General features: G+C 41.3%; 11 protein-coding genes and 1 pseudogene. 4 read left to right on the plus strand and 8 right to left on the minus strand.

Annotation, left to right across the window (positions count from 1 at the left end):
• The 7 genes and pseudogenes from BSAG_RS23745 to BSAG_RS21360 all read right to left on the minus strand — a co-directional run.
• Positions 1–190 (minus strand): annotated as a pseudogene (locus BSAG_RS23745) (hypothetical protein); the annotation flags it as partial.
• Between the two features lie 312 nt (positions 191–502).
• Positions 503–1,390, minus strand: a complete 888-nt coding sequence (locus BSAG_RS21385) for a HEPN domain-containing protein (RefSeq protein ID WP_004314785.1) — start codon at positions 1,388–1,390, stop codon at positions 503–505.
• Positions 1,391–1,476: 86 nt separating this feature from the next.
• Positions 1,477–3,231: an SWIM zinc finger domain-containing protein gene (locus tag BSAG_RS21380; RefSeq protein WP_004314784.1), complete on the minus strand. Its 1,755-nt coding sequence runs from the start codon at positions 3,229–3,231 to the stop codon at positions 1,477–1,479.
• A 9-nt stretch (positions 3,232–3,240) separates the two neighbouring features.
• Positions 3,241–4,101, minus strand: a complete 861-nt coding sequence (locus BSAG_RS21375; RefSeq protein ID WP_004314783.1) for a hypothetical protein — start codon at positions 4,099–4,101, stop codon at positions 3,241–3,243.
• Positions 4,098–7,766 (minus strand): ATP-binding protein, encoded by a 3,669-nt coding sequence (locus BSAG_RS21370; RefSeq protein WP_008771185.1) that lies wholly within the window; start codon positions 7,764–7,766, stop codon positions 4,098–4,100. Before BSAG_RS21370 ends, BSAG_RS21375 begins: the two co-directional genes overlap by 4 nt.
• Entirely contained in the window at positions 7,750–8,301 is a 552-nt protein-coding gene (locus tag BSAG_RS21365) for a condensin complex protein MksE (RefSeq protein WP_004308256.1), read from the minus strand. The genes BSAG_RS21370 and BSAG_RS21365 overlap by 17 nt, the downstream gene beginning before the upstream one ends.
• 29 nt (positions 8,302–8,330) lie before the next feature.
• Entirely contained in the window at positions 8,331–9,527 is a 1,197-nt protein-coding gene (locus BSAG_RS21360) for a hypothetical protein (protein ID WP_004314780.1), read from the minus strand.
• A gap of 285 nt (positions 9,528–9,812) precedes the next feature.
• On the opposite strand from BSAG_RS21360, the gene bla reads away from it, so the two are divergent.
• The 3 genes from bla (at position 9,813) to BSAG_RS21345 (ending at position 12,727) form a co-directional block, all read left to right on the plus strand.
• Positions 9,813–10,694, plus strand: coding sequence for a class A beta-lactamase, subclass A2 (bla, locus tag BSAG_RS21355; RefSeq protein ID WP_008997291.1), 882 nt, complete (start codon positions 9,813–9,815; stop codon positions 10,692–10,694).
• A gap of 71 nt (positions 10,695–10,765) precedes the next feature.
• On the plus strand, positions 10,766–12,178 hold the full coding sequence (locus BSAG_RS21350; protein WP_008771183.1) for a GNAT family N-acetyltransferase: 1,413 nt from the start codon (positions 10,766–10,768) through the stop codon (positions 12,176–12,178).
• 21 nt (positions 12,179–12,199) lie between these two features.
• On the plus strand, positions 12,200–12,727 hold the full coding sequence (locus BSAG_RS21345) for a hypothetical protein (RefSeq protein WP_008771182.1): 528 nt from the start codon (positions 12,200–12,202) through the stop codon (positions 12,725–12,727).
• A 28-nt stretch (positions 12,728–12,755) separates the two neighbouring features.
• On the opposite strand, the gene BSAG_RS21340 is transcribed toward BSAG_RS21345, so the two are convergent.
• Positions 12,756–13,430: a MarC family protein gene (locus BSAG_RS21340; RefSeq protein ID WP_004304823.1), complete on the minus strand. Its 675-nt coding sequence runs from the start codon at positions 13,428–13,430 to the stop codon at positions 12,756–12,758.
• Positions 13,431–13,588: 158 nt separating this feature from the next.
• On the opposite strand from BSAG_RS21340, the gene BSAG_RS21335 reads away from it, so the two are divergent.
• Positions 13,589–14,569, plus strand: coding sequence for a linear amide C-N hydrolase (locus tag BSAG_RS21335; RefSeq protein ID WP_008771181.1), 981 nt, complete (start codon positions 13,589–13,591; stop codon positions 14,567–14,569).
• The last annotated feature ends 50 nt before the right edge of the window (positions 14,570–14,619 follow it).

Genomic DNA, 14,619 nt, shown 5'->3' on the forward strand with positions numbered 1-14,619 from the left:
TAGGAGTCAGCTGCATACCGGAAGGGGAAGTGGGGTTAGTTAATTGACACTTGTAATGACGATACCAGCCAAGGAATTTATAATAATCAACGCCAAAACGATGGCAATACTCCAAAAGAGAGACTTGGCAACCACTGTCGGATGACTGATAAGCAGAAAGAATCTCTAAAAAACAATCAGTAGAGTCCATAAGAATAAAATTTTAAGTTCTGTGCAAAGGTAAAGCTGACTGATAGGATAAACAAGAGCCATACAATGAGTGCTTACCTAATACTATTCATTTTCGAACAGCGTTTTTATTTTGTATTTGTTTTTTTAGGTGACAGCATTATTGCTATCACACTGCTGTCACCTTGTGCTGTCACAGCATTAAGTACTTATACTCTGCAAGTTAGATTATAATCTGTGACAGATGACAGATATATTTTGTTTTTCATTTCATAGAGAGCTGAACCTAAGTTCAAGTTATAAATGCGACACCGACTTATTTCACAGGGAACAATTATTCAGGCATTGTATCATATTCCACAATCTTCTCTTTACATAAGCGTTCAGTAATATCTTTCAGAATATCTATGCGGGCAATAAGGTATTCCAGTTGTTCTTGTGAGATACTGAAATCTTTGTTATAACGAGCCTCGATATACGAACGGCATAATAAATCAAAACATTCTTTCTCTTCATCCGTATTTTGAGGAAAGACTGTGGTCAATTCCTGTGAGAAACGTTTTACCATCCCACTAAGCTCTTTAATTTTATGAGTTTTTGGAAGATAATTCGTAAAAACCATCAGGATAGTATAGTATAATTTTTCACAAGTCCGATGAAGCATGAAAGCTGATAAGTTATATTGTTCTTTAGGCATGAAATATTCCTTCACAACACCCAAAAAGTCACACGCATAAGGATACAACCTATCAAATTCACTCTGCGCAATATCCCGAATCTCTCTAAAACTCAACTTTCGCGGTTTTGCCAATTCACATTTACCACTATTGTAAAGCATAATTCCTTCCTTTACTATATCTGTAAAGAAATATTGGCTGATTTCCAAATTACGGTTTACTGTATTAATATGTTCTACAACAAATTGTGGAAAAGCATGACGACGGTCTGCAAACAAGTCATGATATTTATTCGTAATACGGTTCAATTTTCTTTCCACATATTTAGTCTGCCCGGTCACAACAAGAAGAATATCATAATCGCTTTGATAGGAAGTATGAACACCAAATTCTATATTAGTGTCCCATAAAACATAGTTTCCCCTTGCATAACTCCCGAACAGGATAACCATCTGACAATTCTCGATGTTTTTACACACTAAATCCAGCAAGACTGTCAATTCTTCCTGTGTACGTTTGGGTAAACGTTTTATAGACTTCTTCATTATCATTCTTATTTGTACCTTTACAAAGGTACGAACTTTATCATCCCTAAACTACAGAGATGGAAAAAACTTATAATAAAATCTTTTCAAAAATCCTTCAACACTTCCATCATTGCCGGACGACGTTTATATTTTATCCGAAATTCCGCTACTATGTTTTTCACCGCAGTCTGTCCTCCCTTTAGTTTATGTATGCACGGTAACACTTGTGCGATAAATTCATAATTCCTCCGTCCCATTTTCCGTTCGGCATAGTCATTCAACGAAGAAGTATACATAGCAATCAGCTGTTCCGAATGAGTATCCTTCAAATAATGAGCATACCGCATCAATGCTTCCAGTTGATCATATCTAGTTGATGACAACAAGGTGAACAGACGCTCATTATCCTGTTCTTTCACATAGATATCAGCTTCAGCACTTCCACCGAAAGAAAAATAGTTACTAAATTCTGTTTCCTTCATCATCGCATCCAGAAAATTCTTCCATTGTTCTTTCGGAATCAGAGTTTTGAGTTTATTGTAATATGTCAGTTTATCCCTGCCTGTCACAAACAATAGACGACATGTATCAACTACTTCGGAAGTCCGGTTGGTCGTCTCGCAAATCTTCAATTTTATTTCCAACCATTTACTATCGGTACCGGAATATATATCTTCTTTCGCAATCTCTATTCCTTCATCCAGCAAACGGATGGCTTCATCGTATTGGCAACGGACAATCAATTTTTCAACCTCCATCTCCCGTATTTCAGTCAGATAAAGATATTGGCGGATCGTTTCATTCGCTTTTTGCTCTTCATTCTGCTCCAATAACAAGTTGACTTTGCGAAGAACTAACTGATATAAATCATGAGTGTCCTTTCTTGTTTCAAGAAGTCCATCAATCAATTCCAAGGCTTTTTCTGTCGGCTGAATCGAAAGATTGATTTGCATCATAAGTTCATCTATATCATAGATTCCGTAGTTTCGATAAGTAGATATTTCAGCAATCTGACGTAATTCCTGTAGAATATCCGTCTTTTGTTTCTGAGTTGTTTTAGGATGTCCAACCACTTTCATGAGTAAACCTCCTGCATGCTCACAATAAAGGGAAGTGCCAAAGTCATCATCATCGTCAATATATAGTAATTCATCCTCATAATTCTCACCGATAGAACGAAGTGTTTGAAGAGCTATGGCAATAGTACTATCCATATCTCCCAGACTCAAAAAGAAGTCCGCTTTCTTCAGAAAAACATCCATTCGATTGAAAACAGTTTCCCAATCACGACTGTAATCATTATAACGATTATGATAACGAGACTTTTTACTGTCACCGAAACTATTAAAAATCTTTTGGATTTCCGTTCTATAATCTTTTCCCTTTGATGTCGAAGACGATTCCTTGAATATAAAACGCTTCAAAAGCGCCGCCTTAAATTCCGGATTCGTTGAGGCATATTCACTGATAAATGTAGAAATTTCTTGCGGACTAATGAATGACAGCAATTGTTTGATGTCCACATCGGGCTGTACAACCTCTTCTTCCTTTGTAACTATTCTCATTTTTGAAAATGCACTACGACTTACTCGTTTATTATTATCACGAATTGCCAGAAGTGCTGCCACGACATGCTTGCAGATTTCTCCATCATACGGACAATCACAGTACCAGGATTCTACTTCCTTTCCGTTCATAGATATTTCTACATTATAATCATCCGTTCCCTCTACGGTTGCAGTCCATTCACCGGGTGAGGTTTCTTCCAGTTCGGAAACGGCATCTGTATCATAATACTCTTCCCCGCGCATCAATATCTTATAGGGGACAAAGTTCTCAAAATTATCCAGCGTAATCATATGACTAATTTAATACTTTATATATCCTTCTTGTTCATACGCTTTCCCATATTTATGAATCATTGCCACCAATGGTCTTAAACGTTCGTCAGAAACCAACATAGCCCTATAACGCAAATACTGATTATCATAAAGCTGCCGGTTTCCGTCCTTGAGGCGTTTCTTCACATCCGCAGGAATGAAAAATTCCGCACGGTTGCCCAATTTGACATAGAATTCATTTAAAAAGATAGAAATGCCAGCCAAATCTATGTCTCCGAAATGAATATAGCGATTGGGAATTATCTTTAGCCAGTTACACAAATCCTTCGATTGCGGATAACGGGACACGAAAAGAACTTTCATTCCTTCAAACAAGTACTTTTGGGCACGGATATGCTGAAAATTCTCTCCATTCTCTATACCCACTACTACAACATCTTCAGGAATACGGAAATATTCGTAATCCTGCATGAAAATAGAAGTGCCTTGCAAAGGAGAAAGCACACATGGTTCGCCATGAAACGTAGCTTCTATAGGCGTATAACAATTAAGGAGAAAACCTTTGAACGTACGGGTATATCTCAATTTAGAGTCCCCCGCCTTCGCCACTTGCTCCGAACGTGACACTTCATCCGGACAGTTCTTCATCTCAATCCAATCTTCCAGCTCCATGCCGGAAGTATAATTCTGGGAGATGTAGATACGGCATCCTTCCGGGTCAATCATACGAAAACTACGCTTACTCCCTCGGGGAACAATAGTGATGATTCCCTCATCCATTAATCTATTTGCTATCAGTCCATCAAACTTTGTGTAAGGTATGAGCTCACCGCCCAGCATTTTCAGAACCAGCCTCGCCATTGCCAATGTAAATAAACTGCCACTCATTTTTCTATCTTATTATAGGTTAACAATGGGACAACCTGGGTATTTGACCGCCCGTCTTTACTCAATAAATAGGTATAACGATAGTCTTCCACATTGTAAGTAGTGGGAGAACTGTTTACCAACAAAATATTCCGGCAATTGGCAAAGTCCAAAATACCTTTCACATTGTTGGGGTGTAACTTGCCTATTTCATCCATCATACAATGGATTTTAAAGTCACCAAACTTACGTGACGCCTTTTCTTTGAATACATTAATCAGCATGATATTGACCATGGCTTTCACCAGAATGTCCGTACCGTCGGAACCTACATTGGCAATCTTCTCCACCCATCCCGTGTCATTATCATTCTCTTTCACGCGGAACTCCAGTTTGAATGTATCGGCAAGCGCCAACCGCCTGCGTCCCGGATCGTCGAGCAGGAATTTCATAAACGACAACAAATGCCGGACAGCCACCGCATTGACATCTTCACGGGAATCCTGCGAGAACAAGTCAACCTTTCCCATATTATATTGGTTCTCATCGCTAAACCGTTTAATCTCCAGCAATAACTGCATCAGTTTATCGCTGCTCTGAAGCGGGCGAAGAGCTATTTCCTTTATTACTCCGGCAAAATTCCGCTTGACAAAATCGTCGTTGATATCCTTTATTGTTCTGTGTATCTCGCTTTCATTACGGGTCAGTCCTCCCACTTCCTGCGAAATCCGGCGGATTATATCCGTATACCGTTCACTGATATGTTTCTGATAATCGGAAATCTTATCATTATCCACAAACTCGCACAGATTGGAAGCGAAATCATAGTAATCCTGTTCTCCAACCAGTTCCGTACGGAAATGAAACGTGTTTTTTGACGAGAAGTTTCCATTGAACTGCGTCACCGCTTTCTTGAATTCTTCTGTTTTTCTGATAGTGGATACGATGAGCGACTTCAACTCTTCCACAATAACATCGCAATTTTTCCGGGTAGGCTTCTCTCCTATTTCTGTCACAGAAGGCGGACAGAAAGTTTCATCTTTCCGGAACATATCCACTTTATTCAATCCATCCTCCAATAAGTGCAATTCCTTGTTAATCCGGTCGAGGTGCTCGTCCGCCCCTTTTTTCTGAACCTGCAACTTCTCCTTTTTCAGAGCGAAACGTTCGTCCAATGCAACTAGCTTCGCATCCTGTTCTTTCTTCCGGCTTCGCGTAGCAGGTTCTTTATCAAACAGTTCCTCCTTGTCTCTTTCATAATAAAGAACTTGCGGGCGGGATTTACCTATATAATCTAATTCTTTATTTATTTCGGCAAGCCTGTCATCATACTTGCGGATAGTGACCGTATCAGCACCCTTTCCATTCAATTCATTCTCCTGCGCCTGCTTCAATTCCTTTTTCCGCTCCGCAGTTTGCTGTTTCATCCGCTCTATCTCTTGCTGAATGCCGGCAACAAACTCCTCCAGTTCCTTCCGGAGTTCCGTCCTGCTGTCATTATACACTTTCCGGCAAGCTTTCAACAGTTTTTCCCGTTCCGCCAAATGCTTCTCCTTCTCGCCTTCCGCCACATAAAGACGATGACCGATATCATTCAGTTGCGCCTGTAATTCTTCGACACAAGCTCTTTTCCATTCCTCCTCTTTCGTCTTCCATGAGGCGTAATCAGCCTGCAAATTCTTCAATTTTGCAGGAATCTGCATTCGCTCGGCTTCCATCAGATGTTGTTCTTCCAAAATACTATGTATTTGCTTCGAATACTTCTTCTCCAAAGAAGAAACAGCTTCCCCCTCTTCTTCCGTCAGTCGGGTGAGACGGTCGGTACAGAGTTGCCGGGCTGCTTGTTGCCTGTCGCGCTCCTGCTTCATTTCCTCGGGAGTGCGGACAGAACGCTCGATTGCTGTCAGATTGAGTGAAACGCCGAACAAAGTAGCTTCCTTATTCACTAATTGAGGTTGCAGTTCATTGTTGTACAACACCAGTTCCTCATCCGCCACCTTGCCTATCGTCTCCTGCCAATCCGGTTTGTTCTTCTCCAGCCATTCACACAAAGAACCTTTTCGTTTCTCAATCAAGGCATCCAATGTTTGTAACTGTTCTTCAATCGCGCTCCGTTCTTTACGAACGGTCTCCATCTTTGCCTGAAATTCCCATTTCAACTCTTTCACTTTCCATTCACACTCCTGCCTCAACTGCTTTATTTCTCCTTGTTGCTGACGGATGCTATGTTCCAGTTCCTTGTCCTTTTTGCGCAGTTCGTTGATGCCGTCTTCACAATCGGACATTTCCTTTTGATGGGGATGTTCGTATTTCACCTTTTGAAGTTTCAGGTTACACTGTGCCTGTTCATCGCGCAACTGCCGGATACGATTATCCACAGTCTGCACTTTCTCTTCTTGCGTTGCCCTTACTTTCTCTTCTTCCACACGAAGTTGTTGCATCAATTCTTCCTGCTTGCCGGCAATCTCCGCATTCCGAGCATTTATCCGTGCTTGCTGGCTATTCTCAAAAGTACGGAAATCAGCTTCCAGTTTCTCAAACAGCAATCGGTACTTACTCAATACGTCCTCATAAGCCCTTGTCAGTTCCGATTTCATATTCCGGACTTGTTCAAGTTCCTGAATCAGTAATTCTTCGCAAGATACCCGTTTGATGATTTCTTCAATCTGCATCTGCTCGTAATGCAGACGTTTCTCACGTATCTTTTTGAGCAAATCGTTTATTATACCTATATCCCTAATCAAGCCATCACGCTCATTGGTGTACTTTTGTTGCAGTTCACCCATAAGCCGCAGCAACCGTTCACGTTCCGTCTCCGCTTTAGCCTGTTCTTCCTTCACTAACGGAATCTCATGCAAAGCCTGTTTCTCCGCAAAGTTAAGCTCCGCACGCCCTTCACCAATCTGCTTTTGAGTATAAATCAAGTCACGATAGGCGTTCATTACTTTCTCCGCCATCTTCCGGACAGGCACTTCTCCATTCTTGTTCTTTGTAAACCAAAGCATCACGTCCCTGTATTCCTGCTCGAATTCCTTTATCTGGCTACGATAGAAGTCCAAATCGACAGAGATATCCTCATCACTCATCGAACGGATAATGGTATCTTTTATAAAATCAGCATCCAGTTTGGAATTTAAAAAGACGTTCTGTATCGTACGGGGAATATTCTGATATTTTGCACTTTCCACAATGGCAAACTTGCGGTAAGGTATCATTTCATGCTTGCGGTTATTACCGAAAATAATGTCCCGATACATTTCATAGCTAGTCACTTGTGCAGTAATCTGAATCTTCGAACCGATATGTTCGCGGATGCGTCCCCACTCGGAATGTACCACATTGTGTTCGTCAATGAACCAGTCCTGTTGGAATGGCGCATCAATAAAACGGAAAAACACCCGTCCCTGGGATTTGGCAGCTACCACACAATACGCCCCATTCTCCCGCATCACTTCATAGATAATGTAAGAATTGGCGTATGGAAAGTAAAAAGCATCGAAGCTTTTCTTCTCCTTCGGAATGCCTAGTCTTAGTTTGTCAGCATTATAAAAGAATAGGATGGCACGGAGCAGCGTACTCTTACCGACACCTTGCGTACCTATAAAATGTACGTTCCCATCCAACTTCACTTCCGCATACGGAATATGGGCACTGTTCAGAAAAATAATCTTATTCAGGTATCTCATCTTGCACCTCCTCTGAAATTGTGATACAATCAACCAAGTCCTCCATATAATGGAAAGCCGACAATACTTTATACGTCCCGTCAAGTTCGTTTTCTTTCTCTATCAGTCCTATACTCTCCAGTTCTTTCAGCAGTTTGCCGACTACTTCATCATATTTCTTCTTATCCGAAAACAGTTTAGTTGCCTTTTCTTTCAGTTCGATATCGCATCCTATCTGAATCTCAATATCAGCAGCACGAAACAGAAAGCCCGGGCCGAATGCCGAATGATAGGTTTTCAGGAAACTCAAGTAATCAATCCACTTCTGAATTGCTTCCAGTTTACGTTCCAAATCGACTTTCGATTCCTTGCGAGTAAAGTAGTAATAACCGTCACCGCCTTCCAAATAGAAACCGATACCTTTATAGTAATCATAATAATCGGGCAAATCTTCCTCAATGGCATCATACAAGCGTTTCACTTGGGTAGAGACACTATTGGAAGAAATGAATCCCCCTTTGCTAAGTATATTAAATATTTCTTCAGTGTATTTCATGGTCATCTGTTTTTAGCATTCAGCATACATCATTTGGCATATATTAAAGGGTATTCCACTTCATCGGAGATTTCATAAGTATCCGTAAAGCGAAGTTCGTCGGCATACTGTGATGCCAGTTGGCAGAAAAAGATTAATTTCTCTCCACGTGTCACCTCTTTCCGGTAGCGATAGTTCATCACAAAAGAGAACAGGTGGGTGCTGGACGCCATAAATGAATTATGCACTTCCTGCAAGTTTACGGTATCTATCATTTGCGACTGCCCATCCAGGTATCCTTCCGGAATGGCATCTGCCAGTTGTTTCATTCCTTTCGGAGAATTTCTCTGCCGCGCGACAAGTTTCTTCAAAATCTGAAAAGCCTCATCGGAAGTCCGTAGATTATCAATGGAAAGCTTGATGCGATAACCGACCTGCGGCTCCATCCAGACAGGATTTTTTTGTGCGGCAACAGAACGGATACTTGTATGTTCTTCCAACAAGAACTGGTCTTTCAGGTACTTCAACTTCTTTACTTTCTCAAAGATGCGGTTCTGATAATCTATCAGATTCAGATAATGGATGATTTGTTTCTGGATTTCAATCAGGTTATGGTACGAGTCATTTAGCTGAAGTTTTACATCACTTACTACATTCCGCATCTGTACGTCCATCGCCACTCGGAAGAAAATAGGCTGTCCGTAGTCTATCAATTCCTCACTTTTACGGATCAGCAGAGCAATATTGTTCCGTTTCTCATCAAGCCGGACGAGTTTGGTTTTCTTTATCTTATAATTCGGTTCGTTCTTATAAGTATTATCCATGTTCCTTTTCAAGTCCATCACATTGCGGACTGTAGTCAGAGCGATGTTTTTTAGACAGCGTTTCACTTCACGCTGGTAGTTGTATTTACGTTGCTCGTTATTCTCTTTCAGATAATAGTCAATATTTTCATTCAGTCGCGTCAGGTAATCCTGCACGAAAGAAACATTGATTTCTTCATTTACTTCGAGCACATCTTCAAAGAATTTCAGATAGATATCTTCCATTTCCAGAAAGTCACCAGTATCCCGGATAACCCCATAGTCAATCAGATAACGGATACGCTCTTCTTTGTACTCTGTCATTTCAAGCGCATAATCGTAGCGGAACGAAAGAGACTTCCGTTTGGCAAACATTTCTTTCAGAAGTTCTTTCTCCCTGTCCAGACTTTTGACAAGTTCTTCTATAGAACGAAAAGTGCTCATATTAGTTTTGTTTTTTAATGGTGTTTACTACTTCCAAATATTTACATAGTATATATTTCAGTAATAAGATATCACAAAAATAACATAAATGAAATAGTAAACCTAATTTCTGTATCAATATTTTTATTACTACAAAAATTAAGAAACTAACTCTACATATTCATTATACAACTATAAATTTCAAGTAAGAATTTGCAAAGGCAATTACTATTTATACCTTTGTGACTTCAATAGAAAATATGATTTCAATAGAGAATTAGTAACCCGTTAAAAGAGAAATTGATTATGCGTTCATTCATAGTATTTCTTTGTTTGGTCCCCACCCTCCTGTTTGCTCGACAAACTCAACTTGAGACACAGTTGAAAGAAGCCATCAAGGGAAAGAAGGCCGAAATAGGAATAGCCGTCATCATTGATGGGAAAGATACGGTAACTGTCAATAATGATATTCACTATCCACTGATGAGCGTATTCAAGTTTCATCAAGCATTAGCATTGGCCGATTATATGGGAAAACAGAGGCAATCGCTGGAAACCCGGTTACCCATTAAAAAATCGGATTTAAAGCCGGATACTTACAGTCCGCTACGAGATAAATATCCGCAGGGCGGAATTGAAATGAGTATTGCCGACCTGCTAAAATATACACTCCAACAGAGTGACAACAATGCCTGCGATATTCTTTTTGATTATCAGGGAGGTCCGAATGCCGTAAACAAGTATATCCATTCACTGGGAATTCGGGAATGTGCCATTGCCGGTACGGAAACTGCCATGCACGAAGACTTGAACCTATGTTATGAAAATTGGACTACTCCGTTAGCCGCAGCCGAATTAGTGGAAATATTCCGTAAGAAGCCATTGTTTCCCAAAGTGTACAAAGACTTCATATTTCAAACAATGATAGAATGTCAAACCGGACAAGACCGTCTGGTTGCTCCGTTGCTCGACAAAAAAGTAACCGTAGGTCATAAAACCGGAACGGGAGATCTTAATGCGAAAGGACAACAAATCGGTTGTAATGACATCGGTTTCGTTCTTTTGCCCGGTGGACGTACTTATAGTATAGCTGTCTTCGTGAAGGATTCTGAAGAAAATAATCAAGCGAACAGTAAAATTATCGCTGATATTTCCCGTATCGTTTACGAATATGTAGTGCAGCATTAAGATGGAGACAAAGTACATTCGGTACGAATGAAGATTGAAACAAAGTAATAGAAATTAGAAAATTCATTTATATGAAACTACATCATATCGCTATCTGGACTTTTCGTCTGGAAGAACTAAAAGAGTTCTATGTCCGCTTCTTCGGAGGAAAAAGCAACGAAAAATATATCAATCCCAAGAAAGGATTCGAGTCCTATTTTATCTCCTTTGGAGAGGGAACAGACTTGGAACTGATGAGCCGTACAGATGTACAGAACACTCCCATTGAAGAAAACAGGGTTGGACTGACACACTTTGCTTTCACCTTCCCCAGCCAGGAAGAAGTATTACGCTTCACCGAACAAATGCGTTCGGAAGGATATACCATCGCCGGCGAACCGCGTACTTCGGGAGACGGATACTTTGAAAGTGTAGTCCTCGATCCTGACGGAAACCGGATTGAGTGCGTATATCGGAAAACTGCAAACGAATCGAAAAACAAAGCAAGACAGGAAACTGACATAGAAAATATTCCCCCCGTGACGCTCCATACAGAACGTTTATTTCTCCGCCCTTTCGAAGAAAGAGATGCTGAAGCGTTCTTTGCTTGTTGCCAGAACCCGAATTTGGGAAACAATGCCGGATGGCCACCCCATCGTACGTTGGATGAATCCCGCCGGATACTTCATTCCACATTTATCAACCAAGAGGGAATATGGGCAGTGATACTAAAAGATACAAAACAGCTAATCGGTTCGGTAGGAATTATCCCCGATCCTAAACGCGAAAATCCGCAAGTGAGAATGTTGGGTTACTGGCTCGACGAATCTCATTGGGGCAAAGGGTACATGACCGAAGCAGTGCAGGGTGTCCTCAACTATGGCTTTGAAGAATTGCGGCTTAGCCTCATCACAGCGACCTGTTATCCGCACAATAAACGTTCGCAGAAAGTACTGAAAAAGAACGGTTTCATCTATGAAGGTACACTTCATCAGGCAGAACTGACTTACAACGGAAACATCTACGACCACCAGTGCTACTACCTGCCCGGCATCTCCCAACCTACTCCGGAAGACTATGATGAAATCCTCCATGTATGGGAAATGTCCGTTCGCCACACGCATAATTTCCTGACGGAAGAACATATCCAGTTCTATAAACCACTGGTACGGAAGCATTATCTACCCGCTGTTGAACTTTTTGTTATCCGGAATGCCAACGGAAAGATGGCCGCCTTCATGGGATTGAGCGACGAACTGATCGAAATGTTATTCGTACACCCCGACGAACAGGGAAAAGGATATGGCAAACGATTAATGGAATATGCAAGAGACAAAAAACATATGGATAAGGTGGACGTAAACGAGCAGAATGAAAAAGCACTCCAGTTCTATCTCCATTTGGGATTCCAAATCATCGGCAGAGATGAAACGGACAGCATGGGCAAACCTTTCCCTATTCTCCATTTGCAACTGCCGGAAGCTGATTCCGCTAATAGAGATTAATTTCCCCCAAACGAAAGCTACATGAACCTACGTGCAAGATTATCCGAACGAGTACACATTGAAGATATCAGAGAGGTACTCCACTTTATACAGGATGATGAACGGCTTAGAGAAGAAATCTACCAACTGATATTCGATGAAGACGCTATCGTCTCCTATCAGGCATTGTGGGTATGTACTCATTTCTCAAAGGCAGATGTAGCATGGTTGAGCCGGAAACAAGAAGAATTGATCGACGCTGCCATGACCTGCCCACACTCGGGAAAACGGAGAATGATCCTGAACCTGATATGCCAGCAACCTGCCGCCGATCCGCCACGAGTGGATTTCCTCGATTTCTGCATGGAACGCATGATATCCCGCGAGGAACCACCGGGCGTGCAATCGCTCTGCATGAAACTGGCTTATCAACTGACACGCTCCATCCCGGAACTACAACAGGAACTACGCACAATACTGGAAATCATGGAGCCCGACTTACTGGTTCCCGCTATCCGTTCCGTACGAAAAAACACCCTGAAAGCCATGAAAACAAAGAAAAACAGATAATTTCTATCGCTTTTATCTCACCGTTCAATTAGAGTATATTCAGATGGAATATCTGGGATATACCCGTCACCGAAATCTGAATACCGATACAGAAAGTAAAAAAGGCTACGAGCTTATTAATAATTTGATTTCCCACCGGTCCCAACCTCTGAATAAACCTCTGTCCTTGTGAAAGGAATACATAAAAGATGGCCGCCATACAAATAATGACAAGCGCAATGACCAAATAATTAATCCCAGTTTGCAACAATTTGCCTTTAACACTGGCAGACGCCATCAAAGTAAAGATAACCGATATACTGCCCGGTCCGATACTGATAGGAAACGTGATGGGATAAAATATCTTCTGCTCGATGTTTTTCCATCTGAAACCGTCTACATTCTTACTGGCTTCTTCTTTATCAGACGAACCTGAATCGCCCAACAGCTCCATTGCCGTCTTACAAATCAATATTCCACCTCCTAACTGAATAACAGGAATAGCCAAACCGAAAATCAATAGAAACAGATGTCCTATCACCAATGTCCCTACACCGATCATTATAAAATTGAGCGTCAGCTTCTGAATGGCTGCTTTCCGTTGTTGAGGATCGAGGTCTGTAAAGAATCCATTGACGACAAAACCATTCCCCAAAGGATTTATCACCGGAAACAGCGCCATAAACGATGACGAAAATATGATGAGAAGATTACTTAATGACATAATACCTGTTTTTTGATACTTTATTAATATCTGATATGTATCTAAAACATAAATGAAACGTTATTGTTTTGAGAATATGCTTTTGCGAGAGGAATCCGCATCGGTTGAATACCTTGTGAAAGCAGCTTATAATAAACCTTTAACTAGAAATTAAAATTATGTGTACAAGAGTCGTTTATTCGGGAAAAAATGGAATGGTGGCAACCGGCCGGTCTATGGACTGGAAAACAGAAATGCACAGCAATCTTTGGGTATTTCCCAAAGGTATAGAAAGAAATGGAGAAACGGGAGCCAACTCCCTGAAATGGACGTCCAAGTATGGCAGCGTGGTGACTTCGGCTTTCGAGATTGCCAGTACAGACGGGATGAATGAAAAAGGATTAGTTGCCAATCTGTTATGGTTACCCGAAACGGAATACCCGGTCAGAGATCAAAGTAAACCGGGACTTGCCATTACTGCATGGGTGCAATATATGCTGGATAACTTCGCCACCGTAGACGAGGCCGTCGCTTTCATTGATGAAAATACTTTCCAAGTGGTATCGGACCTGATGCCGGATGGTTCCCGCCTGGCAACCTTGCATTTATCTATTTCCGACGCAACGGGCGATTGTGCGATATTCGAATATACGGGTGGAAAGTTGACTGTTTACCACAGCAAGGAGTACAAAGTAATGACCAACTCCCCTACCTACAACAAGCAACTGGCACTAAACGAATACTGGAAATCAATAGGAGGATTGAGCTTCCTGCCCGGAACCAACCGTCCGTCCGACCGTTTTGCAAGAGCCAGTTTTTATATCAATGCCCTGCCCCAAACAGATGATGTGAGAATAGCCATAGCAAGCGTATTCAGCGTTATCCGTAATACTTCTGTTCCTTATGGCATATCCACTCCCGAATTTCCGGAAATTTCCACCACACAATGGAGAACGGTATCGGATAGTAAGAATTTGCTCTACTTCTTCGAATCAAGTCTGACACCTAATACATTCTGGGTAAACTTACGGGAAACAGACTTGTCGGAAGGAGCTCCGGTACTCAAATTATCTATCGCCAACGATGAAACTTATCATGGAAATGCAACGAAAGAGTTTAAACCGGCACAGCCGTTCAGATTTATGGGAGTAAAAGGATAAAATTATCCCCGGAAACGATCCATCTGAAGCACATCCCAAAAGTTTTTGTA

The sequence above is a fragment of the Bacteroides sp. D1 genome (genome assembly GCF_000157095.2).
In the GTDB taxonomy this organism is placed as follows: Bacteria; Bacteroidota; Bacteroidia; order Bacteroidales; family Bacteroidaceae; genus Bacteroides; species Bacteroides xylanisolvens.

Bases quoted from the DNA above. Each gene is read 5' to 3' on its own strand.
- BSAG_RS21385 (WP_004314785.1), bottom strand. From the start codon at position 1,390: ATGAAGAAGTCTATAAAACGTTTACCCAAACGTACACAGGAAGAATTG.
- BSAG_RS21380 (WP_004314784.1), bottom strand. From the start codon at position 3,231: ATGATTACGCTGGATAATTTTGAGAACTTTGTCCCCTATAAGATATTG.
- BSAG_RS21375 (WP_004314783.1), bottom strand. From the start codon at position 4,101: ATGAGTGGCAGTTTATTTACATTGGCAATGGCGAGGCTGGTTCTGAAA.
- BSAG_RS21370 (WP_008771185.1), bottom strand. From the start codon at position 7,766: ATGAGATACCTGAATAAGATTATTTTTCTGAACAGTGCCCATATTCCG.
- BSAG_RS21365 (WP_004308256.1), bottom strand. From the start codon at position 8,301: ATGAAATACACTGAAGAAATATTTAATATACTTAGCAAAGGGGGATTC.
- BSAG_RS21360 (WP_004314780.1), bottom strand. From the start codon at position 9,527: ATGAGCACTTTTCGTTCTATAGAAGAACTTGTCAAAAGTCTGGACAGG.
- bla (WP_008997291.1), top strand. From the start codon at position 9,813: ATGCGTTCATTCATAGTATTTCTTTGTTTGGTCCCCACCCTCCTGTTT.
- BSAG_RS21350 (WP_008771183.1), top strand. From the start codon at position 10,766: ATGAAACTACATCATATCGCTATCTGGACTTTTCGTCTGGAAGAACTA.
- BSAG_RS21345 (WP_008771182.1), top strand. From the start codon at position 12,200: ATGAACCTACGTGCAAGATTATCCGAACGAGTACACATTGAAGATATC.
- BSAG_RS21340 (WP_004304823.1), bottom strand. From the start codon at position 13,430: ATGTCATTAAGTAATCTTCTCATCATATTTTCGTCATCGTTTATGGCG.
- BSAG_RS21335 (WP_008771181.1), top strand. From the start codon at position 13,589: ATGTGTACAAGAGTCGTTTATTCGGGAAAAAATGGAATGGTGGCAACC.